This is a genomic window from Flavobacterium sp. B114r (assembly GCF_056824125.1).
Window position 1 is genome coordinate 786,702 of sequence record NZ_CP124858.1, and the last position, 21,388, is coordinate 808,089.

A 21,388-nucleotide genomic window follows, 5' to 3' on the forward strand; every position below is an offset into this window, starting at 1 on the left:
TCTGTGCTTTTAAAAACAAAGATGCCTTCACACATCTTTTAAAAAGATAAATGAAGGCATCTTAAAATCTTCGGTTAAAATTTATACTACGCCCTGAGCAAGCATAGCATCTGCAACTTTAACAAATCCTGCAATATTAGCTCCTTTTACGTAGTCAATATATCCTGATTTATCTGAACCGTATTTTACACATGAAGCATGAATTGCTAACATGATTTCTTTTAATCTTTGATCAACTTTTTCAGAACTCCAGCTTAAACGCAAAGAATTCTGTGACATTTCAAGTCCTGAAGTTGCAACACCTCCGGCATTAGAAGCTTTTCCTGGAGCAAATAAAATTTTAGCATTTACAAAAGCGGTAACTGCTTCTGGCGTAGATGGCATATTAGCTCCTTCTGCAACAGCAATACATCCGTTAGCAACTAAAGTTTTAGCTTCATCACCATCTAATTCATTTTGAGTAGCGCAAGGCAAAGCAACATCACATTTTACTTCCCAAGGACGTTTTCCTTCTACATATTTTGCATTAGGATATTTCGATACATACTCACTGATTCTTCCTCTCAATTCATTTTTAAGCTCCATTACAAAAGCTAATTTCTCAGCATCAATTCCGTCTGCATCATAGATATATCCATTAGAATCAGAAAGAGTAACTACTTTTGCGCCTAATTCGTTGGCTTTTTCTACTGCATATTGCGAAACATTTCCTGAACCGGAAACAACAACCGTTTTCCCCTTAAAACTATCTCCTTTTGTCTCCAGCATGCTCTGAGCAAAATAAACTGTTCCGTATCCTGTAGCCTCTGGACGTATTAACGATCCTCCGTATTGAATTCCTTTTCCTGTCAGAACTCCGGTAAACTCATTTCTTAATCTTTTGTACTGACCAAATAAATAACCAATTTCACGACCACCTACTCCAATATCACCTGCAGGAACATCAGTATTATCACCAATATGTCTTGAAAGCTCTGTCATAAAACTTTGACAGAATTTCATGATTTCATTATCTGATTTTCCTTTTGGATCAAAATCAGAACCACCTTTTCCACCACCCATTGGTAATGTTGTTAAACTATTTTTGAAAGTTTGCTCGAAAGCTAAAAACTTTAAAATGCTTAAATTAACTGATGGATGAAAACGCAAACCGCCTTTATAAGGTCCTATGGCAGAGTTCATTTGAATTCTATATCCTCTGTTTACCTGAATTTCGCCTTTATCGCTTAACCAGTTTACTCTAAACATGATAACACGTTCAGGCTCAACCATACGCTCTAAAAGCATTTTATTCTGATATTTTTTATTTTCTTCAATAAAAGGAATTACCGTTTCGGCAACTTCTAAAACTGCTTGTAAAAACTCTGATTCATTCGGGTTTTTTTCGCTAACCGAATCCATAAAAGCGGCAATACTTTGTGACATGATTATTAGATTATTAATATTTAAGAAAACGTTTTCGTTAATGGCAAATGTACTCTAAATTGATATTTACTAAAAAAAAATTAAACATCAATTACAACTTTTGTCTATAATATGACTTATCTGAAATATCTACGTTTCAGGTTCGCTAATTTACAGTAATTTGACACTGTTATATTCATTATTTTAATATTTTTAATAAAAATTCATTAATCGGACTTTGTATTAAGAATTATTAGTAAAAATAAACAGAAAGCCCCAATTCTTTAGAGTTGGGGCTTTCTGTTTTTATGCAAGAGCTTGCTCAATATCTGCAATTAAATCTTCAGCATCTTCGATACCAACACTTAATCGAACCAAATCGTCAGTAATACCAACTTCAGCTCTTTTTTCTGCCGGAATAGAAGCATGTGTCATTAAAGCCGGATGATTGGCCAACGATTCAACTCCGCCTAAAGATTCCGCCAAAGTAAATACTTTCAACTTTTCTAAAAATGCAATAGAATCTTCTTTTTTACCTGATTTAAAAGTAAAAGAAACCATTCCGCCAAAAGCTTTCATTTGCTTTTTAGCAATTTCATGAAACGGATGGCTTTTTAAACCCGGGTAATAAACTGTATTTATTTTAGGGTGATTGCTTAAATATTCTACTACTTTTTCTCCGTTTTCGCAATGTCTTTGCACTCGTAACGAAAGTGTCTTGATCCCTCTTAAAACCAAAAAACTATCCATTGGTCCAAGTGTTGCGCCAGTTGCAAATTGCTGAAAATGCAATTGTTCTCCTAAAGCCTCGTCTTTTACAATCAAAGCTCCGGCGATAACATCAGAGTGTCCTCCTAAATATTTTGTAGCAGAATGCATTACAATATCAGCTCCCAAATCAAGTGGTTTTTGCAAATATGGTGTTGCAAATGTATTATCAACAGCAAATAAAATATTATTCGCTTTAGTAATTTTTGCTACTTCCTGAATATCTGCTAATTTCATTAACGGATTTGTAGGTGTTTCAACCCAAATCAATTTCGTATTTTCGTTAATCAAGGATTTCAATTTCTCGATATCTGTCATATCAACAAAATGAAATTTAATTCCTGAATCTTTATAAATGCGTGAGAACATTCTATATGTTCCACCGTATAAATCATCCATCGCAATGATTTCGTCACCAGCTTTAAACGATCTTAAAACACAATCTGTCGCTGCTAAACCTGATGAAAAAGCCAATCCCCGAGTACCATTTTCAATACTTGCCAAAGCATTTTCTAAAGCCGTACGAGTTGGGTTCGACGCCCTGCTATACTCATAATCCGCCAAAGGTTTTCCCGGACTTGTTTGTATAAAAGTTGAAGTTTGATATACCGGAGGCATAACAGCTCCTGTACTTGGATCATGATGTTGACCGCCATGTATAACTTTAGTATTGAATTTCATAATGTTACAAATTTTAAATGCTTAAACGTGGTACAAATTTACCGTTTAATTTATTTTAATCCTGATACAACTTCTTACCTTTGTATATAATTAACACTTTTTGATATGAAACATTATATTTTATCAGCCTTTTTGTTTTTAGTACTCACAAGTTGCCACAAAGAGCTTGCATTTGAAAATGAGACATTTGAAAAAGAATCTACAATTACTTGTAAAAAAGATTGCCCAAAAATTACTATCTCAGTTCCTGTCGCCAAAAATGTTCCTATAGTTGCTGACAGCATCAACAAAAAAGTGTTTTCGGTTATAAAAGAGATTGTTTATTTTGAGGAAGATCCATCAAAAGCAAATGATTATAAAAGTCTGGCAGCCTCTTTTATTACTTCTTATGAAGAAATGCACAAAAAATTCCCTTCTGAAACTTTTGGCTGGGAAGGCAAAATAAAAGGAAACGTCGAATTTGAATCCGATCAGATTATCAATATAAAACTTGACCATTATACTTTTACCGGTGGCGCTCATGGTTATCAGGGTTTTCGATCTTTATTATTCGATCCTAAAACCGGGAAAACCATTTTTACCCATCAAATATTCAAAAACGAAAAAGAATTTAAAGCTTTCGCCGAAAAAGAATTCAGGGCGAAATATAAAATTCCAGAAAATTTAAATATTAATGCTACAGGATTAATGTTCGAAAATGACAAATTTCAATTACCTCAAAATATCTTTTATACCAATAAAGGTTTGCTTTTATATTACAACTCTTATGAAGCTGCTTCGTATGCAGATGGTGCAAAAGAGATTTTGTTTCCTTATGAAAAAGTGAGTAAGTATTTGAAGTATCAATAATTTATTTTTGACTTGAAATATCGATAATTTGGCTAAAGCCAATGAACACAACTCATTAATCATAATCTCCAGTTAAAGCGCAATGTCATTAAATCAAGCTTTTTTTTAAACAATTATGGCTAAAAAATTCGCGCAAAGTTGCAAAGGAAATGGATGTAACTTAGCGCCTTTGCGCAAGATCTATTCGACAAAAGAATCATAGATCTTCCCTTACTAATGACATTGAGCTTTAGCTGGAGGCAATTCAAAAAACGAAAACCCTTTATGTTAAACGCACTGCTGTGCGCCTCTACGATCAAACTCTACAGAAAACCTTTGCCACTTTGTAGCCTGAACCTCTGAACCTTAAAAAAAACCTTTGTATTAGACGCACTGCTGTGCGCCTCTACGATCAAACTCTATAGAAAACCTTTGCCACTTTGTAGCTTTGAACCTCTGAACCTTAAAAAACCCTTTGTATTAGACGCACTGCTGTGCGCCTCTACGATCAAACTCTACAGAAAACCTTTGCCACTTTGTAACTTTGAACCTCTGAACCTTATTTAGTCCCTTCCTGAAAATCATATTTCATTTTTCTAAGAATCCTCAACGCTTCTTTAAAAGATAAATAGATATTTCCAAAAGGTTTCAAAAGCAATTTAGCGTCAATCAGCTTTTGCTTGGCATCATCAAAACCATTTAAATAACAAATCATAAAAGTTGATGGAAGATTCTCCAGGTCTTTTAGTTCCCGTTCAGATAATGCAATACCTTTTTGCAGTTTTTGAAGCAATGCAGTATTTGCATTATAAATATGATACAACATTTTTCTATTGAATTCCGGTGGCTGAAAAAGCATTACCCGATCGATCTTATAATAACCGTTATCAAAAAAGTGAATTGTTTGTTTCTCTAAAGGATAAAAACTTGTTTTATCATTTAATCCAAGCGGAACATATTCGGTTATCGTAAAACTATCGTCGTCAAAAACAATCGTAACCACATCCTGAGCCGAATAAAAAAGTTTAATTTGTTCGTTGATCAATTCGATATCAACACGTGACAAAAAGGTTTTATCACGGGATTTATTAGAAACTCCCGCCCAGCAAATCACAAATAATTCTTTAAAAACATGATATTTAGGCGACATGTCTTTGTGCCTGAAATTCATAAAATCGATTACCCCATCAAGTGTATACTGAATACTATTGCGGGAACTATTCTCGATCCCAATTACGGTTTCAGTATTTTGATAATTTTTTTCAATTTCTCCTTCAACAGGAACAGAGTTGCTGCCGCGTCGTATAAAAACACTATTGGCCGGAGTTGTGTGAATTCCTTTTTTGAAATACGATATTTTGCTTTTGGGTTTAATGGTAACCAACCCTACTACCTTATCTTTTGGAAGATTCGGAAACGGCACATTTTCGTATTGAATTTTAGGCGGATTTTCCAGAAAAGCATTTACCAGATTCTGAATTCTGCTATCGTCGAAAAAGTCATCGCCAACAATTTCGTTATCATGATCTTCGACTCCAACCACGATATACGAATTATTAGTTGGGTTTGAATTCGACAACGCACAAATGTGTTTCAGAAACTTCCCCTTGCCTTCACGAGAATGCAAATTCAATTGCCTTTTTTTGTCATAAAAACTGCTCTCATCATTATGAGCAAGTAGATTTTTTATTAAAAGGCGTTTATTGATCATAGTTTAGTTTTTTTCTGCCACGAACTGCACTAATTTACATTAATTTTATTTATCCGAAACACTTTTAAATTTGTATTACTCCAAATTTAAAACTTCAAAATAAAGCTCCAGCGGAGCGTTATATTTATAGCTAATAATACATGTCTATCAAGAAGCAAAGCTCCAGCGGAGCGATATCTGAGCACTGATTTATATAATATTTCACCCCGATGGGTTGATGTTTAATAAATTTAAAAAAATCTATAAATATGGCGTCCCGCTGGGACTATGATAATCATAATAAAAAATAGAAATAAATAATATTTTACACTCTCTTAACAATTGTCGACGATGCTTGTGCCGTACTCATCACTACTAAATCAGCAATGTTTACATGATACGGTCTTGAAACTACAAAATGAATAATGTCTGCAATATCTTCTGCCTGCAATGGATCAAAACCTTTATAAACATTCGAAGCCTTTTCTACATCTCCTTTAAAACGCACTTCGCTAAATTCTGTCGCTACCATTCCGGGATGAATTGCTCCAACACGAATATTAAAAGGATTTAAATCAATTCGCATTCCGGCAGTTATAGCATCAACTGCATGTTTTGTACCGCAATACACATTTCCGTTTGGGTAAACTTCTTTGGCCGCCGTTGAACCTATATTAATAATATGTCCGGACTTTCTTTCTGTCATTTTCGGAATCACTGCTTTTGAAACATACAAAAGCCCTTTTACATTGATATCAATCATAGCATCCCAATCGTCTAAATCTCCTGTCTGAATCGGATCTAAACCATGGGCATTTCCGGCATTATTGATCAAAATATCAATATCTGAAAATGCAGCAGGAAGAGAATCAATTTTTTCAAGAACATCTTTTTTATCGCGAACATCAAATGATAAAGAATGTACTTCTGTAAAAGCCGAAAGCTCTTTTTCAAGCTCCACTAAGCGGTCTTTACGTCTTCCGCAAAGCACAACTTTATAATTATTCTTAGCCATTATTTGTGCGGTTGCTTTACCAATTCCGCTTGTAGCTCCAGTAATCAAAACTGTTTTTTTCATTGTAAATATTATTTTTAACACATAGATACATAGTTTAAAGCTTAAAAAAGGCGTTTTACTTTGCATGAATTCATCGCTATGTAAAAATGATTTATCATCTATTTTTACCTTATTCAAAACAATAAAAATCTATGATTCTATGTGTTTATTTATTTTGCCACAGATTAAATGGATTAAAATGATTTTATAATCCATTTAATCTGTGGCATAAAAATTTTTAATCTTTCCTGATCCAATTATCTAAATCCAACTGCATATTGAGAGCTGTCCAGGTTTCACTATCCATTTCCCGAACAAATTTTTTATCCCTATTAATAACAAAACCAATCTTTTCATAGCATTTGATGGCACTCGTATTAAAGTCAAAAACATTGAGCTCAACATTTCTCTGCTTACTATTTTCAAGAATAAATTCCAGAAGCAAAGTCAGGATTTGTTTCCCAATTCCTTTTCCCCGAAGCAATTCATCCATAATCAGAATCTTTCCCAGATTTGCAAACTTGTCTTTAAAACAAATTTGACAATGTCCGATAGTCGAATCATTAGAAACATTTACAACCCTAAAAGCAATCCTGTTTTTATCAGAAAGCGATCTCTCTATTTGTTCTTCTGTTAAAGGAAAAGTGAATTCCGGTCCTGCAAATTGCATCAATTCACGGGCATCCTTAATACTATTGATTAATTGTGAATAGTCTTTTGTATCGAATTTTTCTAATCGTATCATTTCAGAATGTACTATTTAAGGCACATCATCTCCCATACTTTCTGTCCAGACAGCAAACCAGTCTTCTTTATCCATTTCTAATTCTACAGCTTTCATAAGCGATTGAATTCTGGCAATATTTACTGTTCCCGCAATTGGAGCTACTCCTGAAGGATGTTTTAAGATCCAGGCTAACAAAAGCGTATCAGAACCGAAACCATATTTCTGAACCAAATCAGACAATAATTTTTTCAAACGACGTGTTTGTTTGGTATCTTCTCTAAAAACAGTTCCAAGAGGATTCCATGACAATGGTCGGATTCCGTGTGTTTGCATATAATCTAAGCTTCCATCTGTCATTGGCTCATAATGTGTAGCCGAAAATTGCACCTGATTGTAACTTACTTCTGTTTTCTGACGAATCAATTCCGTTTGAGAACTCGTAAAATTCGAAAGTCCAAAATCAATAATTTTTCCTTCTGCTTTTAATTGTTCTACTGCCTCTGCAATTTCATCGGCCTGCATTAAAGGACTAGGTCTGTGCAATAAAAAAACATCAACATAATCTGTTTTCAGTTTTTTTAGTGATTCCTCAACAGACCAAATAATATATTCTTTAGAATAATCGTAATGTTTGATTTTGTTTTCCGGGCGTTTTTCAGCAATCATCTGAATTCCGCATTTAGTAATTAATTGTAATTTCTCTCTCGGGATTTTGCTGTTATGAAATGCTTTTCCAAAATCAGCTTCTGTGGTATAAGATCCGTAAATGTCTGCGTGATCAAAAGTTGTAATTTTGTTTTCGATACATAGCTGTATCAGATTCTCCATTTCTTTAGTTGTAAGGTTTTTATCCCAAACTCCCCAATTCATAGTGCCCGAAATTATGGGCGATAATGCTGTTTTACTCATGGTTGTATTGCGTTATTTTTGGTAATAAATATGCTTTTCTGAAGCATAATCATCAAAGTTCTTAAAAATATAAAAATAGATTCACAATTAGTCCTTAAAATTAGGTCGTTGGTCGAAGTTTTAACCATTCTTTAACATCTTACTTCTCAAAAAATATTCAATTTGCACTCTCAAAAGTAAGGCATAAAAATCAAGGTTTTAAAAAGGTTTTAAAAATATTCATATGGAAGAAAATACAACGACTTTAGACATTAGAGCGATAAATGAAAAAATTGAAAGAGAAAGTGCTTTTATAGACCTTCTTACAATGGAAATGAACAAAGTTATTGTGGGCCAGAAACATATGGTCGAGCGTTTACTAATTGGACTTCTGGGACAAGGGCACATTTTGCTTGAAGGTGTTCCGGGATTAGCCAAAACTTTAGCGATAAATACTTTGTCGCAAGCAGTGCAGGGTTCATTCAGCCGTATTCAGTTTACTCCCGACTTATTACCTGCCGATGTAGTTGGTACGATGATTTACAACATCAAAGCAAATGAGTTTTCGATTAAAAAAGGACCAATCTTCGCTAATTTCGTCCTTGCCGATGAGATTAACCGTGCTCCGGCAAAGGTTCAGTCGGCACTTTTGGAGGCGATGCAGGAAAAACAAGTAACAATTGGCGACACAACTTTCAAACTTGATCGTCCGTTTTTAGTATTGGCAACTCAAAATCCTGTTGAGCAAGAAGGAACATACCAACTTCCGGAAGCGCAAGTCGATCGTTTTATGCTTAAAACCGTAATTGATTACCCAAAAATTGACGAAGAGCGTTTTGTAATTCGTCAAAACTTAAAAGGATCTTACGAAAAAGTAAATGCAGTAGTTTCTGTAGAGCAAATTTTACGTGCTCAGGAAGCGGTTCGTGAAGTTTACATGGACGAAAAAATCGAAAAATATATCTTAGACATCATATTTGCTACTCGTTACCCAGAGAAGTACAAACTTGCGGACTTAAAACCTCTTATTAGTTTTGGAGCATCACCACGTGGAAGTATCAATTTAGCTGTTGCAGCAAAATGTTACGCTTTTATCAAACGTCGTGGATATGTAATTCCGGAAGATGTTCGTGCTGTTGTACATGATGTTCTACGTCACAGAGTTGGAATCACGTATGAGGCTGAAGCTGAAAACATTACTTCTGTAGACATTATCAACAAAATCGTAAACGAGATTGAAGTACCTTAAAAATTTGTTTAATGTTTCAAGTTTCAGGTTGTTGTAAAGCAAACTTGAAACTTGAAACTTCTAAACTTTAAACAAATAAAATGGATACAAAAGAGCTTTTAAAAAAAGTACGGAAAATAGAAATCAAAACCAAAAGACTGAGTAATCATATCTTTTCGGGAGAATACCACTCTTCATTCAAAGGGCGCGGGATGACTTTTAGTGAAGTACGTCAATACCAATACGGCGATGATATTCGTAACATCGATTGGAATGTAACTGCACGCTACAACGAAGCCCACGTAAAAGTTTTTGAAGAAGAACGTGAATTGACCATGATGTTAATGGTAGATATCTCGGGTTCAGAAGGTTTTGGTTCAAAAAGTCAATTCAAGAAAGACATCGTCACCGAAATTGCGGCAACGATGGCTTTTTCGGCTACACAAAATAATGACAAAATTGGTTTAATATTATTTTCTGATAATGTAGAATTGTATATTCCGCCAAAAAAAGGCCGTTCACACGTTTTAAGAATCATTCGTGAATTGATCGAATTCGAACCAAAAAGTCAAAAAACAGATGTTGGAGCTGCTTTAAAATTTTTATCAGGAACTCAGAAAAAGAAAGCAATCGTTTTTGTTATTTCTGATTTCATGTCTGAAAATTATGAGCAAACCTTAAAAATTGCTTCCAAAAAACACGATATTACCGGAGTTCGCGTATATGACATTCGTGAAGAGAAAATCCCGAATTTAGGGATGGTTACGATGCTTGATGCCGAAACTGGGAAAATTCAACTGGTCGACACAGGTTCAAAAACGGTGCGAATGAATTACGAAAAACATTATCACGACAGAGTGAATTATTTCAAAGAAATATTCAGTAAATCTGGCGCCGGCGTCGTAAACACAAGAGTTGACGAGAATTATGTGACTAAATTGTTGGGATATTTCAAATCAAGATAATTTTAGATTTCTTAGACTTCTTAGATTGTTAGAATATTAGATTTTAAAAATATAAATATCCAAAAATAAAATCCGCTTGAATCCGCGTCATCCGCGTGCCAATTAAGCATTCATTTTAGAATAAAATCTGAAATTAAAAAAATCAAATGAAATTAAAGTTTTACATCTTTTTATTTTTACTTTCCTCAGCTATTTTTGCCCAGCAAAAACAAGTAGAGACGAGCATTGATACTACAAAAAATAAAATTGGAGCCGAATTTAAGCTTACGCTTAAAACGGTTGTCAGCTCTAAATCTAAAGTTGTTTTTCCTAAACTAAAAACCATTGGTCAGTTAGAAGTAATTCAATCATATCCAATTGATACGGTTAAAAAGAATGACACTTATGAGCTGATCAAAAAATATGGTTTAACGCAATTTGATTCCGGAAAATACACTATTCCAAGTATTAAGATTCTGATTGACAAAAAGCCATATCTAACTGATTCTATTCGTGTTGAAGTTGCCAGTGTAAAAGTGGACACGCTACAGCAAAAAATGTATGATATTAAAGATATTACGTCACCAGATACTGGTCTTGGCGATTGGTGGAAATACATTTTAGCTTTGATCGTAATTTTAGGAATTGGGGCTTTTGTATACTGGTACGTTAAAAAACATCAAAAGAAAAAAATTGAAGAAGAAGTTTATAAAACTCCTATCGAAAAAGCCACAAGTTTATTGAATAATCTGGAGCAAAAAGAACTTGTTCAAAAAGGAGAGATTAAGGAATACTATAGTGAACTAACAGATATTGCCCGTAATTATATTGAAGAAGCGATTCATATTCCGGCAATGGAAAGCACCACTTCTGAATTGATCCAGGCGATCAGGAATGCTTCTACTAAAAAGAAGATGACGTTAACTCCTGAAACTGTTGAGAATTTAGAGCGTGTTTTACGTCAGGCCGATTTGGTGAAATTTGCAAAATCTAAACCTTTAGAATTTGAAATTACTGAAGACCGAAATAAAATCCAGAAAGTAATTTTAACGCTTGATAACGCAATCCCAACTGAAGTTCCGGCTGAAGAAGAAGATCAGTTATTAAATGAAGCGCAGAAACAAAAGCAGATTAAACTTCAATTATTAAAAAAACGCAACAAACGTATTGCCATTGCTGTGGGAACAGTTTTGTTTTTAATAATTGCTACAACTGTATTCTTTATAGCGACTAAAGGCTTTAAGGTTGTAAAAGACAATGTTTTGGGTAATGCATCAAAAGAATTACTAGAAGGTCAATGGGTAAAAAGTGAATACGGAAATCCGGGTGTTCTAATTGAAACTCCAAAGGTTTTAAAACGAATGGACACTCAAAAAGTACTTCCAAAAGAAACTATGGCTTTAATAAAAGAGATGCAGCTTTTTGCTTACGGAAGCATGGTCGATAATTTCTTTGTAACGGTTTCTACAAGTAAATTTAAAACACCAACTGAAATAGATTTAGCAAAAGCTTTAGAAGGTTCCATAAAAATTATTGAATCTCAGGGCGGGCAAAATATAATTGTAAAACAAGAAGATTTCCAGACAGGTCAAGGTATTCAGGGAGTAAAAGGTTATGGAACAATGACGATTTTAAACCCGGTTGACAAAACAAGTACAAGGGCTTACTATGAACTATTACTGTTTAAACAAGATCAGGGATTACAACAAATTTTGATTATACACGAAGAAGGCGATACCTATGCCAATGATATTACGACTAGAATTTTAAATTCTGTTGAACTTAGAAAAGCGAGCAACTGATGAATAAAATAACTTTTTTAAATCCAGAATTTTTTTGGTTGTTTCTATTAATTCCAATTGCAATCGCTTGGTTTTTCTGGAAGCGCAACCAGCAATCGGCTACCTTAAAGATGAGTTCGACTCAGGGTTTCAAAAACAGCGAATCGTTGTTAACAAAATTAAAACCTTCTTTGTACGTTTTCAGGATTTTGGGACTAAGCTCTTTAATTATTGCATTGGCAAGACCAAGAACCGTTGATATTAGCAGTCAGACTAAAACAACAAAAGGTATTGATATTGTTTTGGCAATTGACGTTTCAGGAAGTATGCTGGCGAAAGATTTAAAGCCAAACCGTATGGAAGCTTTAAAAAGAGTAGCAGCAGATTTTGTTGGAGAACGACCTAATGACAGAGTTGGATTAGTTTTGTATGCTTCTGAAGCGTATACCAAAACTCCAGTTACAAGTGATAAAGCAATTATTCTTGAAGCTATAAAAGGAATTAAATACGATACAGTTCTACAAGACGGAACCGGAATTGGGATGGGACTTGCAACAGCTGTAAACCGTCTTAAAGACAGTAAAGCAAAAAGCAGGGTTATTATTTTGATGACGGATGGTGTAAATAATGCTGGTTTTATTGAACCGGAAACAGCATCAGACATCGCAAAACAATACGGCATAAAAGTCTACACCATTGGGATTGGTACAAACGGAATGGCAGAATCTCCATACGCTTACGCTCCAAACGGTGGATTTTTATATAAAATGCAAAAAGTAGAAATCGACGAACAATTAATGAAGAATATTGCTCGTAAAACTGATGGAACTTATTTTAGAGCAACCAGTAATGATAAATTAGCTGAAATATACAATGCTATTAATAAATTAGAAACCACTGAAATCCAGGAATTAAAATTCTACGATTACGACGAAAAATACAGAGGTTTTGTTTTACTGGCAGTCTTTTTATTATTATTGGAAGTTGGCTTAAGAAATACCGTTTACAGAAGCTTTATTTAATTTTTTCAAAATTAAAAAATTCCAATTTTAGAAATTCCAAATAACAATTGGAATTTGGAATTAGCTTTTTAGACAAACAACAGAAATTGGAATTTGGAATTTATCCCGAAATTTAGAGGATTGGAATTTTAAAACATTTATGGAATTAGACGAAAAAAAATATTTATACCTTTTATTATTAATCCCAATTGTGGTGTGTGTTTTCTTTTTCAATATGTATTGGAAAAGAAAAAAACAGCGTGAATTTGGTGATCTGGAAATGGTAAAAAGACTGAGCCCGGAAAGATCTGTTTTTAAACCTGTATTAAAATTAAGCATAATACTTTTGGCGTTAACCTGTTTGATTATTGGGTTAGTAAATCCAAAAATTGGAACAAAAATGGAAACTGTAAAACGTGAAGGTATCGACATTGTTTTTGCCGTTGACGTTTCGAAAAGTATGCTTGCAGAAGATGTGGCACCAAGTCGTTTAGAGAAAAGTAAACAACTTGTTTCGCAAATCATCAATAATTTAGGAAGCGACAGAATTGGAATTGTAGCGTATGCAGGAAGTGCTTTCCCGGTTTTGCCTATTACATCAGATTATAGCGTTGCCAAAATGTTCCTGCAAAGTATGACTCCTGATATGGTTTCATCACAAGGAACATCTCTTGACGAAGCCATCAGATTATCTGCTACTTATTTTGATGAAAAAAGTAAAACAAGTAAGTTATTGATTTTGATTTCTGATGGAGAAGACCATTCTGAAGGCGCTTCGGCAGCAGCTGAAGAGGCTAATAAAATGGGAATGAAAATCATAACCATTGGTGTTGGAACAGAAAAAGGAGGAACGATTCCGCTGAAAGAAAATGGCGTAGTCAAAAGCTATCAGCAAGATCAAAACGGACAAACTGTTATTACAAAACTAAATCAGGAAGGATTAAAAACCATTGCAAAAGCGACAAAAGGCGGTTATGTATATGGCGGCAGTACTAAGGAAGTTTTAGAATATGTAAAAAACGCCTTAAACAACATTCAGAAAACAGAATTTGAAGCGACTCAAATGGCCGATTTTCAATCGCAATTTCAGTGGTTCATCGGTTTTGCTTTCTTACTATTGTTTATTGATATCTTCCTTTTAGAAAGAAAAACAAATTGGATAAAAGAGTTGAATTTATTTAACGAAAAAAAATAATAAAGTCAGCCGCTAATTACACGAATTTACACGAAAAAGAAACCTTTTAAATGAGTCTTCTTTTTGAAATTCAAATATAAAAAACAATCTGATTAGTGATAATTAGTGCAATTTTTGGCAAAATAAAAAACATAAAAAATTAGAATGAAAAATTTACTTCTTTATATTTTACTAACATTCTCTTTGGCGGTTTCAGCTCAGGAGAAAGACAAGACATTGCCTGATGCCAATGAAGAATATAAGCAGAATAAATTTGTTGATGCTGAAGCCAATTACCGAATTTCAGAATCAAAATTTCCAAAACGTGCCACTGCTCCTTACAACTTAGGAAACACGATTTACAAACAAAATCAGGTTTCTGAAGCTAAATTCGCCTACGCGAAAGCGATAAAGAATGCGAAAACAAGACCTGAAAAACATAAGGCATTCCACAATTTAGGTAATGTTTTCATGAAAGAGAAAGATTATACGCAAGCTGTTGAAGCGTATAAAGAAGCTTTACGCAACGACCCTACAGATGATGAAACGCGTTATAATTATGCTTTGGCAAAACAAAAACTAAAAGAGAATCCTCCTAAAAACGATAAGAACAAAGATAAGGATAAAGACAAAGACAAGGATAAAAACAAAGATAAAGACAAGGACAAGGATAAAAATAAAGACAAGGATAAGGACAAAGACAAGAAAGACGACAAAGGCGATAAAGACAAAGACAAAAAAGATGGTAAAGATGATCCTAAGAAAGACGACAAGTCTGATAATAAAGGAGAACCAAAACCACAGCCCGGAGGAATTTCTAAAGATCGCGTCCAGAATTTATTAGATGCTGTAAACAACGAAGAAAAGAAAATACAGGATAAAGTAAACGCTCAAAAAGTAAAAGGAAATCCTAGAAAAACAGAGAAAGACTGGTAAAATTTGGTTTATTTGTATAATCGTTAATTTGTTTAATTGTAGAGGCGATTATACAAATTAACGATTATACGGTTAACGTAAAAAACACTGAAAACAATTAATGAAAAGATATTTAATTCTATTACTATTCACTTTTCAAGGGCTTATGGCTCAAGTTCAATTTGAAGCCAAAGTAAGCAAGAACACGCTTGGAATAAACGAAAGGTTGCGCATTGACTTCATCATGAATGTTGATGGCGATAACTTTGACCAACCTTCATTTGAAGGCTTTAGAGTTGTTGGCGGACCAAGTCAGCAAGTAAGTCAATCCTGGGTAAACGGCAGAAGTTCTTTTCAGAAAGCATATTCTTATATTTTACAACCCAATCAAAAAGGTACCTTTTTTATCAAACAAGCTGCTATAGAATATAACGGCCAGGTTTATAAAACGGCACCTATAAAAATAGTCGTAACAAATGCTGTCGCACAAGAAAGAGATCCTTATGATAACAGCAGACCACAAGGTGTACCAAATGAAACCCTGAGTCTTGTTGCTGAGATTTCGAAAACAAATCCATATTTAAATGAACCCATTACCGCGGTTTATAAATTATACTTTAACAACATTAATGTTACCGGTTTTAAAGAATTGGCAAAACCTAAGTATAATGATTTCTGGAATCAGAATATAGATATCAAACAATTGTCTACCGAAGAGGGAACTTTTCAGGGACAAAGATGTTATTTCGTTATTCTGAAAAAGACTATTTTATATCCTCAAAAATCAGGAAGACTTACTATCGAACCGCTTTCTCTTGACATTGGTGTACAATTGCCTTCAAATCGCCGCGATATGTATGGCCAGATGATCTTAACGGACGATAACAGGGTTGTATCTGCCGGCGCAAAAACAATTAACGTAAAACCACTTCCGGAAACAGGTAAACCAGAAGGTTTTGGTGGCGCTGTTGGTAAATTTAACTTTACGGTTACGCCTTCTAAAACGACACTTAAAAGCGGGGAAAGCCTGGACTTAATTGTGAGTGCTTCCGGAAACGGAAACATGAAATTGTTCACACTTCCAAAACCTGTCGTACCAAATGCATTAGAAATGTATGATCCTGTTCATGATGAACAAGTGACAACATCACTTTCAGGAATGTCAGGAAAAATTACTGATAAGTATTCTATAGTGCCGCAATACAAAGGAAAATATGCCATAAAAGCAATGCAGTTTTCTTATTTTGATGTGAATACCGGTTCTTATAAAACAATAACTTCACCAGAGATTATGGTGGATGTTTTAGATGGCCCAACGCTGGCAGAAGCAAATCCAACTGCTGCTAAAAATGTAATTGCGACAACAGAACAATTCAAGTATATTAAACCAAAAACAATTTTAGCCCCAATTGCTAAGAATGATTTTTATGGTTCTAATTTGTATTATATGTTATTATTCCTGCCTTTCGTGATTTTACCAATTATTGTTTTGGCTAAGAAACGAAAAGAAGCAATTGATGGTGACGTGACAGGAAACCGAATTAGAATGAATAATAAACTCGCGAAGAAATATTTATCTGAAGCGAAAAGACAACTTAAAAACAAAGAGCTGTTTTATATTGCTTTGGAGAAAGCAATGCACAATTTCTTAAAAGCAAAATTGCATATCGAAACTTCAGAAATGAGCAAAGACAACATTAGTGAATTATTATTGTCAAGAAATGCAAATCCGGAATCTGTTCAGAATTTCATTAATTTGACAGAAAACTGCGAATTTGCCCGTTATGCTCCGGCATCAAGCGCTTCGATTCAGCAGGATTTTGACAAAGCTGTTTTGATTATTTCGGAATTAGAAAAGCAAATTGTCTAGTTTAAAATCAAACCCGACAGGTTTTAACAACCTGTCGGGTTTAACAAAAATAAAATGAAAAATATAGTATATCTTTTTTTATTAATCACACAGGTTTTCTTTGCCCAAAGCAGCTTTGAAAAAGGAAATGCCATGTACCAAAAGGGACAATATCAGCAGGCTGTTGATGTTTATGAAAGTATTATCAAAGAAGACAAGCAACACTCTGCAGAGTTGTATTTTAACTTAGGTAATTCGTATTACAAACTCAACAAAGTCGCACCTTCAATTTATAACTATGAAAAGGCTTTAGTTTTAAAACCTCATGATCCTGCGACTTTAAACAACCTGAAATTTGCCAAGAAACTAACAATCGACGAGATCAAAGAAATCCCGAAAGTAGGTTTTGCAAAACTGATTCAGAACTTTACCGGAATTTTTGATTATAATACCTGGGCAAAAATTTCTATCGGAATTGCATTTGCTTTTTTATTGAGTTTTATTGGATATTATTTCTCGCAGCTTACGCTTCCTAAAAGAATCTATTTCGTAGGAATGTTTGTTTTTTTAGTCGCATTATTATTAAGCATTTTTGCAGGAATGTCAGAAAAAAATCATTTCGATAATGATCGCCCGGCGATTGTTTTTGCTGAATTAAGTGAAGTTCGTAGTGAACCGCAAAAAGGCGGCGCAGCTATTTTCTTATTGCATGAAGGCGCAAAAGTTTACGTTATGGAAACTGTAGGCCAATGGAAAAAAATCGAACTAACAGACGGCACTGAAGGCTGGATTGATGGCTCGACAATTAAAGAAGTGAAATAAAACTTTTAAAAATCCCAAAATAAAAAATCCCAAATTCCAATTATTAGTATGGAATTTGGGATTTTACATTTTAGAACTTAATCTAGTTCACAGCTTCAACAAGTCTTACAAACTCTGCTTTGTAACCGTCTTCATCATTTGACATACCTGATTTCGCTAAGTTTTTTATATCAGAAGAAGAGGAATTACTTATAAATTTTGAGTCTCTTAATTTTAATCCAAACCATGCAACGGCGGTTGTGAACTTGAAATCTGAAGAGCTTTTATCAAGAATAACTTTTTTATTCTCTATCGTGTTTACCATTTCGATGCTTGTATCGCCATCAGGTTTTTTATATCGAAATTTAATTGTAGCCAGTTCGTCACTATAATTAGAGTCGTCTTTTTTTACTTTTGTGTATTTTAAATCTGATGGAACGTAGCTACTTTCAACGCCTGTTGGAATAATCTCATACAAAGCAGTAACGGTATGACCACTTCCTAATTCTCCGGCATCAATAGCATCATTCTTAAAATCTTCAGGCTTTAATTTTCGGTTTTCATATCCAATTAATCGGTAAGCCTGAACATGTTTAGGATTAAATTCTATTTGAATTTTTACATCTTTGGCAATAGCAAACATCGAACCCTTGAATTCTTTTCCCAGAAAACGATTTGCTTCCTGAATGTTATCAATATAAGCGTAATTTCCATTTCCTTTATCAGCCAGAACCTCCATTTTACTGTCCTTATAATTCCCCATTCCGTAGCCTAAAACAGTTAGAAAGACACCCGATTTTCTTTTGTCCTCGATTAGTTTTTCCATATCCGCATCTGATGAAGCACCAACATTAAAATCTCCGTCAGTTGCTATAACAACTCTGTTATTTCCTTCTTTAATAAAATTTTGCTGTGCTAATTTATAAGCCAATTCTATTCCCTCACCTCCGGCTGTACTTCCACCGGCACTTAGATTATTAAAAGCATCTAAAATCTCCTCTTTTCTATCGCCTGAAGTTGGCTCCAGCACAACACCTGCTGAACCTGCATAAACCACAATAGAAACTTTATCCTGAGCACGAAGCCCTTTTACCAAAATTTTCATGGATTCTTTTAATAATGGGAGCTTGTTTTGCTTACTCATTGAACCCGAAACATCGATTAAAAAAACCAGGTTCGAAGCTGGCAAATTGGTCATCGGGATATTTTTCCCCTGCAAACCAATCCTTAGTAACTGACTGTTTTTATTCCACGGCGCATCACTCAATTCCGTATTGATCGAAAACGGATGCTGTCCTACCGGTTGCGGATAATTGTATTTAAAGAAATTCACCATCTCTTCGACACGAACCGCATCTTTAGGCACTTTTTGACCTTCATTAATAAAACGTCTTATATTGGTATAAGAAGCATTATCGACATCTATAGAAAAAGTAGAAAGTGGAGATTTTTGAGGAGACTCGAAAGGATTTTCTTCCAGTCCTACATAACTTTCAGTGTTAGGATCTGAAATATACTCTTCGGGAACTGCATCAGTAGTAGTAACTGCCATATCTGTAGCTTCTGCGGCATACTCTTCCTCTGAATAAGATTGTTTCTTACAACTAACCAAAACAACAATAAGGAATGCCAACAAATAAAAAGGTTTATTTTTCATTTTAAAATAAATTTTAGGAATTAGTAATTGATTTTTCGATCAAATAAATAATTAGCATTCCGGATGTACTAAGAAAATTATCTGCAATTCCCGCAATCCAAATTTAATGCCAAGATTCCTGTTAAATATTTTATACTAAAAAATATATTCTGCTTCACCATACAAGTGATATAAGTAAATTTAAGCCTGACTATGATTAGACCAATGTTTTATTTATAGTAAAAAACATTAAACCCAGCATATTGTAGAGGCGCAAAGCAGTGCGTCTAAATCTGGCATAACAATAACTTTGCGAAGATGCACGGCAGTTTGTCTCTATATAATGCGATGTAAAAATTAAAATAAGTCCAAACCATACCTAATTTCTTTGCACTTGATAGATATCGGGATTGCAGTAAAAAATATCCCGCTTTATATTTTCTTATTTCACTTATATGGTAAGAAAATCAAAACTCGTAAACTTTATCAGGCGTCACACAATAATCCAACTTCACATCAGATTCAAAAACATCTTCTATTTCATTTTCTGCTTCAAAGAAAGAAAGCCCGATTTTAATCGTTTCCGGTTTGCATTCTGTTAGAAATTTATCATAAAAACCTTTCCCGTAACCCACGCGATTTCCTGAAAGATCAAAAGCCAGGAGCGGTACAAAAACCACATCAATTGTTGCCGATGGTACAGGTAATCCGTTGACAGGTTCCGGAATATTGTATTCGTTCTTTTTGATTCTGGTATTATCCGTTAATAAAAAATGCGACATTCCACGAGTTTCAAAATCACTTCTAGAAACCACAATTTCTTTATCTTTTCCGGAAAGCAAATGCAAAACATATTCTGTATTTACTTCTTTATGTTCTTCGATAGGCAGAAAAACATGATAATAGGTTTTATCCCAAATGGGCAATTGAATTAGATTATTGGCAACAGCCAAACTCTTTTCTTCAATATTATCATTGGTAAGTTCTTTGCGAAGATTTTTATAGTGCAGTCGTAGTTCTTTTTTATTCGTCGGCATTTTCAGGGTTATTTTTAGACATGTGATAAATCGCATCGCCTTCATAAACTATCGGCGAGTGATTAGCGTTGATGACAAAACCGTCATGTGGCGCTTTTACTTTTTGCTCAAATTTACCAAACGGATCTGTAATAATAGCCAAAATAGTTCCTTTGGTCACGAACTTGCCAATCAAATTATAATCATGCAGCAAGCCGGAACATTTAGCACGCAGCCAAACCGAATATTTTATATAAATGGATGGATCATGAGCTTTTTCGACCACTTGTTTGGGATCAAGCATATTCAGATAATCCAGCAAACGCTTTACTCCCATTACACCTTCATTGGCAATCACATTATTAATGTCTAATGATTTTCCGCCTTCAAAAAGCAACATTTTGATATTGGCTTTCTCACAGGTATTCCTAAACGAGCCATTGATATTTTTAGAATATAAAGTAAACGGAGCATTAAAAACATCTGCTAAAACTTTCAATTCGGGATTGTTTTCTGTAATTCTGATTTGCGGCGCATTAAATCTACTTGCACCTCCGGCATGAAAATCGACTGCATAATCTATAATTGGCAAAACTTCGGCCACGATATGATATGCAAAACGACTGGCGAGAGAACCTTTTTTACTTCCCGGGAAAACACGATTCAAATCGCGTCCGTCCGGAAACTCACGGGATTTATTCACAAAACCGTACATATTGATAATCGGAATGCAAATAATAGTTCCTTTTGCAGGACGATTGATCTTTTTGCTAATGATCTGACGAACGACTTCAACTCCGTTTATTTCGTCGCCATGAATTCCGGCTGAGAATAAAACTACCGGACCTTCAATCTTTGACCGACGCACAATAACCGGAATATTAAGTTTTGTGGTTGTGTGCAACCTCGCAATTTCGACGTTTATTGTTTTGTTTTCTCCCGGCAAAATCGATTCGCCAAAAATAACCAAGGGTGTACTATTTTTCATGTAGAATTATAA

At 34.4% G+C, this 21,388-nt stretch carries 18 protein-coding genes; 9 read left to right on the top strand and 9 right to left on the bottom strand.

The window, feature by feature from the left end; all coding sequences use genetic code 11:
• Positions 1 to 81 precede the first annotated feature (81 nt).
• Positions 82 to 1,425, bottom strand: a complete 1,344-nt coding sequence (gdhA, locus tag QLQ94_RS03620) for an NADP-specific glutamate dehydrogenase (protein WP_271337233.1) — start codon at positions 1,423 to 1,425, stop codon at positions 82 to 84.
• Positions 1,426 to 1,710: 285 nt separating this feature from the next.
• Positions 1,711 to 2,853 carry a cystathionine gamma-synthase gene (locus tag QLQ94_RS03625; RefSeq protein WP_271337232.1) on the bottom strand — a complete coding sequence of 381 codons (1,143 nt, stop codon included), beginning with the start codon at positions 2,851 to 2,853 and terminating at the stop codon, positions 1,711 to 1,713.
• A 105-nt stretch (positions 2,854 to 2,958) separates the two neighbouring features.
• Here QLQ94_RS03625 and QLQ94_RS03630 point away from each other — a divergent pair, with 105 nt between their 5' ends.
• Positions 2,959 to 3,702: a DUF3298 and DUF4163 domain-containing protein gene (locus QLQ94_RS03630; protein ID WP_271337231.1), complete on the top strand. Its 744-nt coding sequence runs from the start codon at positions 2,959 to 2,961 to the stop codon at positions 3,700 to 3,702.
• 538 nt (positions 3,703 to 4,240) lie between these two features.
• Here QLQ94_RS03630 and QLQ94_RS03635 read toward each other — a convergent pair.
• From QLQ94_RS03635 to QLQ94_RS03650, 4 genes are all read right to left on the bottom strand, one after another.
• Positions 4,241 to 5,392 (bottom strand): ATP-binding protein, encoded by a 1,152-nt coding sequence (locus tag QLQ94_RS03635; protein ID WP_271337230.1) that lies wholly within the window; start codon positions 5,390 to 5,392, stop codon positions 4,241 to 4,243.
• Positions 5,393 to 5,696: 304 nt separating this feature from the next.
• On the bottom strand, positions 5,697 to 6,449 hold the full coding sequence (locus QLQ94_RS03640; protein ID WP_271337229.1) for an SDR family NAD(P)-dependent oxidoreductase: 753 nt from the start codon (positions 6,447 to 6,449) through the stop codon (positions 5,697 to 5,699).
• Between the two features lie 217 nt (positions 6,450 to 6,666).
• Positions 6,667 to 7,173, bottom strand: a complete 507-nt coding sequence (locus QLQ94_RS03645) for a GNAT family N-acetyltransferase (RefSeq protein WP_271337228.1) — start codon at positions 7,171 to 7,173, stop codon at positions 6,667 to 6,669.
• A gap of 15 nt (positions 7,174 to 7,188) precedes the next feature.
• Entirely contained in the window at positions 7,189 to 8,064 is an 876-nt protein-coding gene (locus QLQ94_RS03650; RefSeq protein ID WP_271337227.1) for an aldo/keto reductase, read from the bottom strand.
• A gap of 223 nt (positions 8,065 to 8,287) precedes the next feature.
• On the opposite strand from QLQ94_RS03650, the gene QLQ94_RS03655 reads away from it, so the two are divergent.
• The 8 genes from QLQ94_RS03655 to QLQ94_RS03690 all read left to right on the top strand — a co-directional run bounded on the left by QLQ94_RS03655 (position 8,288) and on the right by QLQ94_RS03690 (position 17,757).
• A complete protein-coding gene (locus QLQ94_RS03655; protein WP_072964260.1) occupies positions 8,288 to 9,292 on the top strand; it encodes an AAA family ATPase in 1,005 nt (334 codons plus the stop codon).
• 80 nt (positions 9,293 to 9,372) lie between these two features.
• Positions 9,373 to 10,236 (top strand): DUF58 domain-containing protein, encoded by an 864-nt coding sequence (locus tag QLQ94_RS03660; protein WP_271337226.1) that lies wholly within the window; start codon positions 9,373 to 9,375, stop codon positions 10,234 to 10,236.
• Between the two features lie 146 nt (positions 10,237 to 10,382).
• On the top strand, positions 10,383 to 12,017 hold the full coding sequence (locus tag QLQ94_RS03665) for a hypothetical protein (RefSeq protein ID WP_271337225.1): 1,635 nt from the start codon (positions 10,383 to 10,385) through the stop codon (positions 12,015 to 12,017).
• A complete protein-coding gene (locus QLQ94_RS03670) occupies positions 12,017 to 13,018 on the top strand; it encodes a vWA domain-containing protein (RefSeq protein WP_271337224.1) in 1,002 nt (333 codons plus the stop codon). Before QLQ94_RS03665 ends, QLQ94_RS03670 begins: the two co-directional genes overlap by 1 nt.
• A gap of 139 nt (positions 13,019 to 13,157) precedes the next feature.
• Positions 13,158 to 14,192 (top strand): vWA domain-containing protein, encoded by a 1,035-nt coding sequence (locus tag QLQ94_RS03675; protein WP_271337223.1) that lies wholly within the window; start codon positions 13,158 to 13,160, stop codon positions 14,190 to 14,192.
• Positions 14,193 to 14,336: 144 nt separating this feature from the next.
• Positions 14,337 to 15,107, top strand: coding sequence for a tetratricopeptide repeat protein (locus tag QLQ94_RS03680; protein ID WP_271337222.1), 771 nt, complete (start codon positions 14,337 to 14,339; stop codon positions 15,105 to 15,107).
• 100 nt (positions 15,108 to 15,207) lie between these two features.
• A complete protein-coding gene (locus QLQ94_RS03685) occupies positions 15,208 to 16,956 on the top strand; it encodes a BatD family protein (RefSeq protein WP_271337221.1) in 1,749 nt (582 codons plus the stop codon).
• 54 nt (positions 16,957 to 17,010) lie between these two features.
• Positions 17,011 to 17,757 (top strand): tetratricopeptide repeat protein, encoded by a 747-nt coding sequence (locus QLQ94_RS03690; RefSeq protein ID WP_271337220.1) that lies wholly within the window; start codon positions 17,011 to 17,013, stop codon positions 17,755 to 17,757.
• An 82-nt stretch (positions 17,758 to 17,839) separates the two neighbouring features.
• Here QLQ94_RS03690 and QLQ94_RS03695 read toward each other — a convergent pair whose 3' ends face one another.
• From QLQ94_RS03695 to QLQ94_RS03705, 3 genes are all read right to left on the bottom strand, one after another.
• On the bottom strand, positions 17,840 to 19,393 hold the full coding sequence (locus tag QLQ94_RS03695) for a vWA domain-containing protein (protein WP_482499218.1): 1,554 nt from the start codon (positions 19,391 to 19,393) through the stop codon (positions 17,840 to 17,842).
• 446 nt (positions 19,394 to 19,839) lie between these two features.
• Positions 19,840 to 20,409, bottom strand: a complete 570-nt coding sequence (locus QLQ94_RS03700; protein WP_271337219.1) for a 5-formyltetrahydrofolate cyclo-ligase — start codon at positions 20,407 to 20,409, stop codon at positions 19,840 to 19,842.
• The gene (locus QLQ94_RS03705; protein WP_271337218.1) at positions 20,396 to 21,376 is read right to left on the bottom strand and encodes a succinylglutamate desuccinylase/aspartoacylase family protein; all 981 of its coding nucleotides are present in this window, start codon (positions 21,374 to 21,376) and stop codon (positions 20,396 to 20,398) included. The genes QLQ94_RS03700 and QLQ94_RS03705 overlap by 14 nt, the downstream gene beginning before the upstream one ends.
• Positions 21,377 to 21,388: the final 12 nt, after the last annotated feature.